Below are 13791 nucleotides of genomic sequence, written 5' to 3'. Positions count from 1 at the left end.
TTAGATGCACTACTCGTACAATCTACAGTCGGCTGTCTTATACCCATTTTATATTTCTTTAACTATATCACAGCTCATAACATGGTTCTTAATGAACTACGATCAAGGTCTGTCGAATAAATTATACAAGAAACTATATCAGCTAACAAAAACTGCTGCTAGATCCATAAAGGTTAACCCAAAAAGCATACTGCTTACCCTCAGTTTTACGTTATTTTAGTTTATAATAGGCATAAAAAAGCCAGCAACTAAGGCTGGCTTTTCTAGTAAACTAAGAATATATCAAAGACTATTAATGATCTTGATTTAGTTCTTGTGCAAAGGCTTCATCAAAGCTAGCAAAGTCTTTGCTATCAGTGGTTGCCGTCATATCAAACGCTGCATTAAGATCTTTATCTTGTAGCTTTTGATCCGCTTGTTCTTTACGTGTTTTATGATAAGCAAGACCAGTACCTGCAGGAATCAAACGACCAACAACGACGTTCTCTTTCAAACCACGTAATTCATCTACTTTACCAGTAACAGCAGCAGCCGTTAGGACACGCGTAGTTTCTTGGAAAGAAGCCGCTGAGATAAAGCTTTCTGTTGCCAGACTTGCTTTAGTGATACCTAACAGTTGACGCTCAAACTGTACTGGGAATTTATCTTCCGCTTCTAGTTTTGCATTCAATGCTTTGATATCGGCATACTCTACCTGATCACCTTTAAAGTGGTTTGAATCACCACCATCAGTAATCTCGACTTTACGCAGCATCTGACGAATAATAACTTCGATATGCTTGTCGTTGATTTTCACACCTTGCAAGCGATAAACGTCCTGTACTTCGTTGACGATATAATCAGCAAGCGCAGTCTGACCTTTTAGACGCAAGATATCATGTGGGTTCTGTGGACCATCAGCAATCACTTCACCACGTGCCACTGTCTCATTTTCAAAGACATTGATTTGACGCCATTTCGGGATTAGCTCTTCATGTACTTCACCATCTTCATTAGTAATAATGAAGCGGTTTTTACCTTTAGTCTCTTTACCAAAGCTAACCACACCGGTCATTTCTGCCATGATGGCATGATCTTTTGGACGACGTGCTTCGAACAAGTCAGCAACACGCGGTAGACCACCAGTAATATCTTTAGTACCCGAAGAAGCTTGTGGTACACGGCCTAGAATCGAACCTGCTGCTACTTTTTCACCATCGCTAACGCGAATGATGGTTTCAGCAGGCAAGAAGTAAACCACTTCTTTACCTTCGTCAGTGTTCAAGATAATTGCAGGACGCAAGTCTTTTGCTGAGCTTGAACGGTCACGAGTAGCAAGAATCTCAAATGAGCTCATACCAGTGGCATCATCTACTTTCACTGTGGCAGTCATACCGTCGGTGATATCACTAAAGCGTGCTGTACCAGCAAATTCTGTGATAATTGGATGCGTATGCGGATCCCATTTTGCGATAGTTTGACCGCTTTCAGCCTGTTCTTCGTCTTTCACAAGCACGCTTGAACCATAAGGTACTTTATAGCGCTCACGCTCACGGCCAAGCTCATCGGTCAATGCGATTTCAGCTGAACGTGATACGATAACCAAGTGACCATCAGTATGTTGTACAGTCTTCATGTTTTCGAAATGTGCTTGACCAGCATTACGAACTGAGATGCTATTATCCACAGATGCTGAACTTGCTGCCCCGCCCACGTGGAAAGTACGCATGGTTAACTGGGTACCAGGTTCACCAATAGACTGTGCAGCCATAACACCGACTGACTCACCAATGTTAACTTTATGACCACGAGCCAAATCACGACCATAACACTGTGAACACACACCATGCTCAACATCACAGGTAATCACTGAGCGTACCCAGATATCATCAATGGCATTTTCGTCAAGCACGTTGACCCAATGCTCATCAATCAAAGTACCCGCTGGAATCAATACTTTATCAGCATCATCATTGTAAGTAACATCACGCGCAGTCACACGACCAAGTACTAAATCACCTAGTTTCTCAATGATTTCACCACCTTGAATATGGGGTTTCATGAGCAAGCCTTGCTCAGTACCACAGTCGTCACTGGTGATAACCAAATCTTGTGCCACATCAACCAAACGACGAGTCAGGTAACCTGAGTTAGCCGTTTTCAGTGCCGTATCTGCTAGACCTTTACGAGCACCGTGAGTTGAGATGAAGTACTGTAATACCGTCAAACCTTCACGGAAGTTGGCTTTAATCGGTGTTTCAATGATAGAACCATCTGGTTTAGCCATCAGACCACGCATACCAGCCAACTGACGAATCTGAGCCGCACTACCACGAGCACCAGAGTCTGACATGATAAAGATAGAGTTGAACGATTTCTGCTCGTCCTCGATACCTTGTGCGTTGGTTACTTTATCAGTTGCCAAATTGTCCATCATCGCTTTAGCGACTTTGTCATTGGTACGTGACCAGATATCAACCACTTTGTTATAACGCTCACCGGCAGTCACAAAACCTTGCTCGAACTGATCTTCGATTTCGCGAACTTCGCCTTCAGCCGCTTCAATAATTTTCTTTTTCAGTGGTGGAATGACCATATCGTCAATACCGATAGAAACACCCGATAGTGTCGCTTGAGCAAAACCAAGATACATCAATTGGTCAGCAAACATAACACTTTCTTTAACGCCTACTTTACGATAACAAGAGTTGATGAGACCTGAAATGTTTTTCTTCGTCATTTCTTGGTTACACTCTTCAAACGTCATACCTTTAGGCATGATGTTCCAGATCAACAAACGGCCAGCAACAGTATCTTTGATACTAACTTCTTTGGTTTGGTTACCTTCTTCGTCAATATGCGTCTCAGTGACACGCACTTTGATTTTAGCGTTTACATGCAAATCGTTTGACCCAATAGCACGCAATGCTTCATTGACGGTCGAGAAGATCATGCCTTCGCCTTTGGCATTGATAGACGAGCGACTAATGTAATATAGACCTAGTACAACATCCTGTGATGGCACGATGATTGGATCGCCGTTCGCAGGTGACAAGATGTTGTTAGTAGACATCATCAGCGCACGTGATTCAAGCTGGGCTTCTAGCGTCAATGGCACGTGAACAGCCATCTGATCACCATCAAAATCGGCGTTAAATGCAGTACAAACGAGCGGATGCAATTGGATTGCTTTACCTTCGATCAGTACTGGCTCAAATGCCTGTAGACCCAAACGGTGAAGTGTTGGTGCACGGTTAAGAAGCACTGGATGCTCACGAATAACCATGGCCAGCATGTCCCACACTTGTGGTTCTTCACGCTCTACCATTTTTTTAGCAGCTTTAATCGTCGTTGCCAAACCATGAGACAATAGTTTGTTATAAGTAAATGGCTTGAATAGCTCTAGTGCCATTTTCTTCGGTAGACCACACTGATGTAAACGTAGTGTTGGACCAACAACAATCACAGAACGACCAGAATAATCAACACGCTTACCAAGTAAGTTCTGACGGAAACGACCTTGTTTACCTTTGATCATATCAGCCAAAGATTTCAATGGACGTTTATTACTACCAGTAATCGCACGACCGCGACGACCGTTATCTAGCAACGCATCGACTGATTCTTGCAACATACGTTTTTCGTTACGTACGATGATATCAGGAGCACTTAGCTCAAGCAGACGCTTTAGACGATTGTTACGGTTAATAACACGGCGATACAGATCGTTTAGATCTGACGTTGCAAAACGACCACCTTCTAGTGGTACTAGCGGACGCAAATCTGGTGGTAGTACTGGCAATATGTTCATTACCATCCACTCAGGCTTGTTGTTAGAATCACGGAATGCTTCTAACAACTTAAGACGCTTAGACATCTTTTTAAGTTTAGTCTCAGAACCTGTTTGCGGAATCGCTTCGCGTAGCTCATCAATCTCTAAATCAATATCGATATCTTTCAATAAATCTTGAACAGCTTCAGCACCCATTTTGGCAGTGAACTCATCACCAAACTCTTCAAGGGCTTTGAAGTAATCTTCATCGTCAAGCAACTGGTATCTTTCTAAACTGGTTAGACCAGGCTCAGTCACGATATAGCTTTCAAAATATAGAACGCGTTCGATATCACGTAGCGTCATGTCTAACAATAGACCGATGCGGCTTGGTAATGATTTTAGGAACCAAATATGTGCAACTGGGCTAGCCAAATCGATGTGGCCCATACGATCACGACGTACTTTCGCAGTCGTAACTTCTACGCCACATTTTTCACAGATAACGCCTTGGAACTTACGGCGCTTATATTTACCACATAAACATTCGAAATCTTTTACTGGACCAAAGATTTTGGCACAAAACAGACCATCACGTTCAGGTTTAAACGTACGATAGTTAATGGTTTCAGGTTTTTTTACTTCGCCATGTGACCATGATTTAATCACGTCAGGTGAGGCTAAAGTAATTTGAATGCTATCAAACTCTTGATTACCGTTGCCGGTAGGGCTCTGCATGATATCGAGTAAATCTTTCAAGTTGCTTCTCCGTTATCTTTATAATCATCTGACAGCGTATTATTGACGCAAATAAGATGAATGAAGGCAATGAATAGGGTTGAGACAAATCACTAAAAGCAGCAGCAATGAGCGTACTGCTTTCAGCTAACAACTAAGTTAAACAACAGGGTTAGTTGCTTTGTTTTAACTCAATATTAATACCCAGTGATTTGATTTCTTTGGTCAGTACATTGAACGATTCAGGCATACCTGGATCCATATACTGTTCACCATCAACGATGTTTTTGTACATACGCGTACGGCCTTCAACGTCATCCGACTTCACAGTCAGCATCTCTTGCAACGTATATGTTGCGCCGTAAGCTTCTAGTGCCCACACTTCCATTTCACCGAAACGCTGACCACCAAATTGAGCTTTACCACCCAATGGCTGCTGCGTCACTAGTGAATAAGAACCAGTAGAACGCGCATGCATCTTGTCGTCAACCAAATGGTTAAGTTTAAGCATATACATGTAGCCTACCGTCACCTTACGGTCAAATTTCTGACCTGTGCGACCATCATATAAGGTCTGTTGACCATCACGGTCCATACCCGCAAGCTCTAGCAAATCTTTTACTTGGCTTTCTCTTGCACCATCAAATACTGCGGTACCCATTGGTACGCCACCACGCAAGTTGGCTGATAATGCCATGATGTCATCATCACTCAAGCTGTCAAGGTCAACTTGCTCACCACCAACCTTGTTATAGATTTGGTCTAAGAACTCACGTAGTTCTTTGATCGCTGCTTGAGACTTAAGCATGCCATCAATTTTTTCGCCTAGACCTTTCGCTGCCATACCCAAATGCGTTTCTAGAACCTGACCGATGTTCATACGTGATGGTACACCTAGCGGGTTCAGTACGATGTCAACGGTATTGCCATGCTCATCATACGGCATATCTTCAACTGGCATGATGCGTGAGACAACACCTTTGTTACCGTGACGACCAGCCATCTTATCACCAGGTTGAATACGACGCTTAACCGCTAGATATACTTTAACGATTTTTTGTACGCCATGTTGCAAGTCATCACCTGCTGTCAATTTGCGTTTTTTCTCAGCAAATTTCACATCGATGTCTTTTTGCTTATCAACTAAGTAATCAGCGATTTGCGTCAAACGCTCAGATATTTCTTCTTCTACTGGCTGGATATCAAGCAATGTCTCAAGGCTCATATCTTTCATATCAGCAAATGCCATCACCGTACCAGCTTTTAGACCAGCACCGCCGCTGACTTTTTGACCATCTAATAGATGACCAATACGACCACGAGCTGCTTCTTCAAAGATACGTAGCTCTTCTTTCAAATCTTTGCGATAGCTGTCAAGCTGTGACTTTTCGATCGCTCTTGCACGTGCATCTTTTTCAACACCATCACGGGTGAATACTTGTACGTCAATAACCGTACCTTTGCTTGATGTTGGAACACGTAAAGACGTGTCTTTAACATCAGCCGCTTTTTCACCAAAGATAGCCCGGAGCAATTTCTCTTCTGGCGTTAGTTGCGTCTCACCTTTTGGTGTCACTTTACCAACCAAAATATCGCCAGCGTCAACTTCCGCACCGATATAAACGATACCTGCTTCATCAAGACTTGATAGTGCTGCTTCACCAACGTTTGGAATATCAGCAGTAATCTCTTCTGTACCGAGCTTGGTATCACGTGCCACACAAGTCAATTCTTGAATATGAATCGTAGTGAAACGATCTTCTTTAACCACTTTCTCAGATAACAAGATTGAATCTTCGAAGTTGTAACCATTCCACGGCATAAATGCGATGCGGATGTTCTGACCTAGCGCTAGCTCTCCAAGATCTGTTGATGGACCATCAGCCAAGATATCACCCAAAGCAATCTCATCGCCTTGGTTAACGATGATACGTTGGTTAATACAAGTATTTTGGTTAGAACGCGTGTATTTGATCAAATTGTAGATATCGATACCCGCTTCACCAGCAGTCATTTCATCTTCGTTTACACGAACAACAATACGTGATGCATCAACATCTTCAATCACACCACCACGCTTGGCGATCACACAGACACCAGAGTCACGAGCAACGTGACGCTCCATACCAGTACCAACTAATGGTTTATCCGCACGTAGCGTAGGAACAGCCTGACGTTGCATATTCGAACCCATCAAGGCACGGTTAGCATCATCATGTTCTAGGAATGGAATCAAACCTGCTGCTACCGATACTACCTGACTTGGTGACACATCCATATGTGTCACTTTTTCTGGTGGCATACGAACAAATTCACCGTAGTTACGTACACTGACCATCTCATCGCTTAGTGCACCATCTTCGGTCAACGGTGAATCAGCCTGTGCAATGACAGTACCTACTTCTTCAATCGCTGACAGATATTCAATGATATCCGTTACTTTACCGTCAACCACACGGCGATATGGCGTTTCTAAGAAACCAAAGCTATTGGTTTTAGCAAATGTTGCCAATGAGTTGATAAGACCAATGTTTGGACCTTCAGGAGTCTCAATAGGACATACACGACCATAATGGGTATCATGTACGTCACGTACTTCAAAGCCTGCACGTTCACGAGTCAGACCACCAGGTCCTAATGCTGATACACGGCGTTTATGGGTAACTTCAGACAACGGGTTGTTCTGATCCATGAACTGTGACAACTGGCTTGAACCAAAGAATTCTTTAACCGCAGCCGCTACAGGCTTTGAGTTAATCAAATCTTGTGGTGACAAGTTATCAGACTCAGCAGAGCTCAAACGCTCTTTGACCGCACGCTCAACACGTACAAGACCAACACGGAATTGGTTTTCTGCCATCTCGCCCACTGAGCGAATACGACGGTTACCTAGATGGTCAATATCATCAACATCACCGCGACCGTTACGAATTTCGATAAGTTCTTTTAGAACATTAACGATATCATCGTTAGTCAATACACTACGTGCGCGTTGAACATCCGGATCATCAGTATTATCAAACTCTAACCCTAAACGGCGGTTGAACTTCATGCGACCAACGTTTGATAAGTCGTAACGATCTGCGTTAAAGAACATGCTCTCAAATAACTTTTCAGCAGTTTCGACCGTTGGCGGCTCGCCTGGGCGCATCACTTTATAGATTTCGATCAACGCTTCTTCACGGCTTGACGTACTATCAGCACGTAGCGTATCAGCAATATAACTACCCTGATCAATGTCATTGGTGAATAGAATGCTAAACTCTTTGATAGATTCGCTAGCTTCGAATGCACTTAATTTAACCAACAACTCGTGATCAATTAACGTATTAGCTTTAGCAATAACTTCATCGTTGACGACAACATCTTCCGCTAAGATACGCTCATATAGATATTCATCAGGTACAGCAATTTTCGTCATACCAGCTTCTTCTAGCTGACGGATACGACGTGCATTGATACGCTTACCCTGCTCTACGATAACATCCCCTTCAGGTGATACGATATCGAACTGAGCCATCTCACCACGTAGACGATCAGCAACCAAATCAATCTCAAACGTCTCTTCACCTCTGTAAACCGCAACTTTATCAAAGAATAAATCTAAGATCTCAGAAGTTGTTAAGCCAAGTGCACGTAGAATGATTGACGCAAGAAGTTTACGACGGCGGTCAATACGAGCAAATACTAAATCTTTAGCATCAAACTCAAAATCTAACCATGAGCCACGGTAAGGAATAATACGGGCGTTATAAAGTACTTTACCACTTGAATGTGACTTACCTTTATCATGATCAAAGAATACACCAGGTGAACGATGTAGCTGAGATACGATAACACGCTCAGTACCATTGATAATAAAAGTACCGTTAGCCGTCATCAGTGGCATCTCACCCATGTAGACGCTTTGCTCACGGATGTCTTTGATAGCAGCTTTGCTATCTTTATCCTTGCTATCTTTGTCTTTGATGATCAAACGGATTTTGACACGCATAGGCGCAGCAAATGTTGAACCACGTAAGATACATTCACGCTCATCAAATTCAGGTGTGCCCAAATGATACTCAACGAATTGTAGTTCAGCGTTGCCAGAATGACTCTCAATTGGGAAAATAGAGGAATACGCAGCTTGCAAACCAGTATTCTCACGAGCTTTTGGCTTTCTATGCTCTTGCAAAAATTGCTCGTAAGAATCTACTTGAATAGACAGTAAATAGGGAACGTCCATTACAGTGGGCAATTCAGCAAAACTTTTGCGAATACGCTTTTTTTCAGTATAAGAATATGCCATCGAGAGTCCTTACAGTAAACGTGGAAACAAATTAAATCGTGGCCAGCATGCATAAATACGATACAAACTTGGCGACGTAAACGATAATATAAAACGGGTCTTCGTGCTTAACTCATGTCTTTCTATCAATTACTACTTTACTAATCAGTGCTTATTTAGCACACTTCATTCAATCTTGTAACTGGTATCTCAGTTAGGCTATATGCCTACTCAGATTAATAATTTCAATATCACCTACTTTACGATACGTTGGTATTATAACTTAGCTAAAAATACACGTATAAAAAGTGACTTTTACTGTAGTTTTAAAAACTACTTATCATCAAAACCAATATCGTCGCCGATATCTACCGTCTATGAGCCTACCTACTGACAGTAAAACCATGCTAAGTGGATAACCTAGAATCGATAGCTTTTCAGAATTAATAATAACTGGGGTAACTATAACTTTTAGAATCAGTACAAACTATAGTGTTAAGTTAATAGGAAAGCATGCAGACACAAAAAAATGCCAAACATCTACGGACGTTTAGCTCATATTAACTGATTTCAAAAACTGGCATGTGTGCTTGCATGTATATCGTCTGTCCTTTTGATGGGTATCCACCGTGTTGTTGCATACGTATGTTGGCAGACACAAAAGGTCAAGCTACGAATTATAGTAAAAAAAAGCTGGCAATGCAAGGCATTACCAGCTTTTTTTTCGTACAGTAGTTAAACTTATTTTAGTTCAACGCTTGCACCAGCTTCTTCAAGTTTCTTTTTCAACTCTTCAGCTTCAGCTTTAGATGCGCCTTCTTTGACTGGAGCTGGAGCGCTCTCAACCAAATCTTTCGCTTCTTTTAGGCCAAGACCAGTAGCTTCACGTACGGCTTTAATTACCGCAACTTTCTTCTCGCCAAAGCTGGCAAGAACTACGTCAAACTCATCTTTTTCTTCAGCAGCAGCAGCAGGACCAGCAGCAGCAGGTGCAGCAGCAGCAACAGCAGCTGTTACGCCGAATTTTTCTTCCATGTCGCTGATTAGCTCAACGATATCCATTACTGACATTTCAGCGATTGCGTTTAACACATCATCTTTAGATAGTGCCATGAGAACTCTCCGTTATCTGATAAAAATTAATTGATTTTAATATCGCTTTGATTGCTTGTCGACATTTCAAATAGGTGTGACAATAAAGTGCAATCAAAATTAGCGATGTCAAAGTTACGTTAAAACAAGCAATTAAGCAGCTTCTTTTGCGTCTTTGATTGCCGCTACAGTGCGAACGAACTTGCCAGGAACAGCGTTCATAGTCTGGACAAGCTTGGTCACTGGTGCATTCATAGTAGCCATCAAGATAGAGATTGCTTCGTCACGAGTTGGTAGCTTCGATACGCGCTCTAGCTCTTCTGGACCATAAACTTCACCACCGACTGATACTATTTTGGTCTCTAAAGCTTTGTTATCTTTGCTAAAGTCGAATATGACTCGAGCGGCAGATCCCAAATCTTCCATAGAGAAAGCCAAAAGTAGAGGACCAGTCATACGGTCTGACATGCTTTCAAAATTAGTGCCTTCAAAAGCGCGTTTTGCTAGTGTATTTTTTACCACTTTCAAAACAACACCTTTATCACGGGCTTGTTGGCGCAGCTGAGTAAGCTGTGCAACACCAATTCCATGATACTCGGCAGCTACTGCTGAATAAGCATTAGCAGCAACTTCAGACACTTCAGCCACAACTTGTTGTTTTTGCTCTAGCGTTAATGCCATAAGTTGACTCCTTTAATCTTATCAATCGACTTATCGTAGAAGTGCTAAAACATTGAAGTTTTTATGCGCTTAAACTCTAAGCTAAGACTGACTTGATACGACACATTACCAGCAGATCCTAAAAAACGTATCTACTGGTAACGACTGATTACGGCACCGTTATCAGAATGACGTTGAGTAATAGTTTGATGACTGCCTAAACAATCGTATAACCCTATTCGCTCGTGTCTTAAACTGTGTGGGCCACCGTCTGCGTAGGACAACTAAGATTTTCATCTGTCGTCGATTAACAAAAGCGACTTAATATAGTATTTAACTGTCAGAAACAGCTATTTACAATTTTAAACTGCTCTCTACCTACGGTCTTAGACAGCGTAGCAAATACTACGCTGACCTAATTCTTTAAAATTATTTTGTGCTCATCATTCAAAATAGATGAAGATGAGATACTTAATTATTTAGCAGTGCGATAAGGAACAGCATCAATAGTGATACCAGGACCCATAGTGCTAGACAAGGTAATTTTCTTAATGAAAGTACCTTTAGAAGTAGCAGGTTTTGCACGTTTTAGATCTGTGATTAATGCTTCAGCGTTTTGGATAACTTGCTCAGCAGTGAAACCAACTTGACCAATAGTAGTATGAATAATACCTGCTTTGTCTACACGATACTGTGCTTGACCAGCTTTAGCATTTGTCACAGCTTCAGCAACGTTTGGCGTTACTGTACCAACTTTTGGGTTAGGCATCAGACCACGTGGGCCTAAGATAGTACCTAATTGACCAACAACACGCATTGCATCAGGAGCAGCAATAACAACATCAAAATCCATGTTGCCCGCTTTGATTTCTGCTGCTAGGTCTTCAAAACCAACGATGTCAGCACCAGCTTCTTTGGCGGCTTCAGCAGCAGCGCCTTGAGCAAATACAGCAACGCGTTTGGTTTTACCAGTACCAGCAGGTAGGTTGGTAGCGCCACGAACGACTTGATCAGATTTACGTGGGTCAACGCCCAAGTTAATAGCAATATCAATAGACTCTTTGAATTTTAGCGCTGGCAAATCATTTAAGATTTGAACCGCTTCTTCAAGAGTGTATTGCTTTTCGTTATCAACACGGCTTTGAATTTCTTTTTGACGTTTAGTTATCTTAGACATTATACACCCTCCACGGTAATACCCATTGAACGTGCAGTGCCAGCAATGGTACGGACAGCAGCATCAAGATCAGCAGCAGTTAAATCTGCATCTTTGGTCTTAACGATCTCTTCTAATTGCGCGCGATCAACTTTACCGACTTTAGCGGTGTTTGGTGTGCCTGAACCTTTAGCAATACCGGCAGCCTTACGTAATAAGTAAGAAGCTGGTGGTGACTTCATGATGAAGGTAAAAGACTTATCGCTGTATACAGTGATCTCAGTTGGAATCGGTAGACCCGGCTCTTGACCTGAGGTTGCAGCGTTAAATTCTTTACAGAACGCCATGATGTTCACGCCTTTTTGACCCAATGCTGGACCAATCGGTGGTGAAGGATTTGCTTTTCCTGCAGGCACTTGCAGTTTGATGTAACCATCAATCTTCTTAGCCATGATACTCTCCTAAATGGGTAATAGCGCCAAATCAATGTGGTACATACATACCTATTTGACTAACAGCTCCCCGGTTGATGAACTTTTTGCTAGTTTAGTCTAGTTTTTCAACTTTACTAAACTCAAGCTCGACCTGAGTAGGTCGATTAAATACGTTTACTGTTAGGTGTAACTTAGACTTCTCATAATCCACTTTTTCAACCAACCCTTTAAAGTCAGTAAATGGACCATCAATAACCAATAACTCTTCGCCCGGCTCAAATAGCGTCTTAGGACGTGGATCTGTTTCAGTCTGATTGAGACGGTTTAAGATACGATCAGCTTCTACTTGTGTAATTGGCGCAGGCATTTCAGGCGTACCGCCGATAAAACCCATAATACGTGGACAGTCTTTTACGATGTGCCAAGTATTGTCATTCATTTCCATTTGGATTAATACATATCCTGGAAAGAACTTACGCTCGCTCTTACGCTTTTTGCCGTCTTTCATTTCGACGACTTCTTCAGTAGGAACCAATACATCACCGAATGACTCAGCAAAGTCACTACGGTTAATACGATCAGTTAATGAACGTTGTACTTGTTTTTCATATCCTGAAAACGCTTGGACAATATACCAACGCATATCACGCTCCTGACCATTATAGAATAAGTTTTTATGAGTAAATGTCTCGTTAATAATCACTAATACGTGCTATTAACCGATAAATACGCCAACAAACCAATTAAAAAAGTTATCTAATAACCAAATAAAGAAACCAGCAATAGCAATCACGACAATTACTTGCCAAGTGTATTGAAAGGTTTCGTCTTTACTTGGCCATGTTACTCGGCGCAGCTCAACGCCAGCATCTTTTAATAATATTTTAAAAGCGCGACCTTGATGCGTTAACGCTAAGCATACTAATGCAAATACAACAAGAGCAACGATAATACCAATACGCACCCAAACATCATTGGCAGGTTGCCAATAGCCAGGTAAATATTGATTAACTAACGTTGCACCGATCAAAAATGCTGCGGCTAACAACCACAGTATCACATCTTTTATTGATCCAGTTTTAGCTACTTCAACAGCAGTTGTTTGATTGCCTGCTGAGACGTGCTTACCTTTGGACAGCATTCCGCTAGCATCCGCCTTGGCATCAGATAACTTAGTCTCGAGGTTATCTTGATTATTGCTCATAAAGAACTCGCTTCGGAGATGATAGGGTACGACACAGATATGATAAGAAGATGGCAGGCGATGTAGGACTCGAACCTACAACCCTCGGTTTTGGAGACCGATGCTCTACCAATTGAGCCAATCGCCTATGGGTGTAAAGGACAGCATTATACAATATTCAGCATAGAATGCAAGCCCTTGTCGGTAAAATTATTATTCTTACCGAACTTTTTTCTTATTTAAACGCTGATATTAGCGACTAATAAGAAGCTGCGTTAATATATCAAGCTATGCAGCAGATTACAATAGTATATGAAAAAATACATTAGCTCTGTGAAGAATAGATTTGAATTAATATCATATGACAACTATAGATAGCTAATAGCATTACTGACTTTCTAGATTACTTATAAAAAAACCACCCTCTAAGAGGGTGGCTTTTTACTAACGGCTTAACCTACATCAGCATACACTGATGGGATTAATCATTAGTCAAGTACGTTAGCA

Annotated in this window: 8 protein-coding genes and 1 tRNA gene; all 9 read right to left on the bottom strand. The window is 41.8% G+C overall.

Annotated elements, in window-relative coordinates; all coding sequences use genetic code 11:
• Positions 1 to 292: 292 nt before the first annotated feature.
• Complete coding sequence (rpoC, locus tag EI164_RS03790) at positions 293 to 4510, bottom strand: DNA-directed RNA polymerase subunit beta' (protein ID WP_192518664.1); 4218 nt, start codon at positions 4508 to 4510, stop codon at positions 293 to 295.
• A 151-nt stretch (positions 4511 to 4661) separates the two neighbouring features.
• A complete protein-coding gene (gene rpoB, locus EI164_RS03785) occupies positions 4662 to 8780 on the bottom strand; it encodes a DNA-directed RNA polymerase subunit beta (protein ID WP_192518663.1) in 4119 nt (1372 codons plus the stop codon).
• Positions 8781 to 9500: 720 nt separating this feature from the next.
• The gene (gene rplL / locus EI164_RS03780; protein ID WP_192518662.1) at positions 9501 to 9872 is read right to left on the bottom strand and encodes a 50S ribosomal protein L7/L12; all 372 of its coding nucleotides are present in this window, start codon (positions 9870 to 9872) and stop codon (positions 9501 to 9503) included.
• Positions 9873 to 10004: 132 nt separating this feature from the next.
• Positions 10005 to 10532 carry a 50S ribosomal protein L10 gene (gene rplJ, locus EI164_RS03775; RefSeq protein WP_192518661.1) on the bottom strand — a complete coding sequence of 176 codons (528 nt, stop codon included), beginning with the start codon at positions 10530 to 10532 and terminating at the stop codon, positions 10005 to 10007.
• Positions 10533 to 10986: 454 nt separating this feature from the next.
• A complete protein-coding gene (gene rplA, locus EI164_RS03770; protein ID WP_192518660.1) occupies positions 10987 to 11688 on the bottom strand; it encodes a 50S ribosomal protein L1 in 702 nt (233 codons plus the stop codon).
• Complete coding sequence (gene rplK / locus EI164_RS03765; protein WP_192518659.1) at positions 11688 to 12119, bottom strand: 50S ribosomal protein L11; 432 nt, start codon at positions 12117 to 12119, stop codon at positions 11688 to 11690. The genes rplA and rplK overlap by 1 nt, the downstream gene beginning before the upstream one ends.
• A 94-nt stretch (positions 12120 to 12213) precedes the next feature.
• Positions 12214 to 12744: a transcription termination/antitermination protein NusG gene (gene nusG / locus EI164_RS03760; protein ID WP_057761729.1), complete on the bottom strand. Its 531-nt coding sequence runs from the start codon at positions 12742 to 12744 to the stop codon at positions 12214 to 12216.
• A 72-nt stretch (positions 12745 to 12816) separates the two neighbouring features.
• Positions 12817 to 13305: a preprotein translocase subunit SecE gene (secE, locus tag EI164_RS03755; protein WP_192518658.1), complete on the bottom strand. Its 489-nt coding sequence runs from the start codon at positions 13303 to 13305 to the stop codon at positions 12817 to 12819.
• A gap of 51 nt (positions 13306 to 13356) precedes the next feature.
• A tRNA-Trp gene (locus EI164_RS03750) sits at positions 13357 to 13432 on the bottom strand.
• Positions 13433 to 13791: the final 359 nt, after the last annotated feature.

The organism is Psychrobacter sp. FME13 (assembly GCF_014861395.1).
Lineage (GTDB): Bacteria > Pseudomonadota > Gammaproteobacteria > Pseudomonadales > Moraxellaceae > Psychrobacter.
This window is presented reverse-complemented; position numbering and strand designations above follow the sequence as displayed.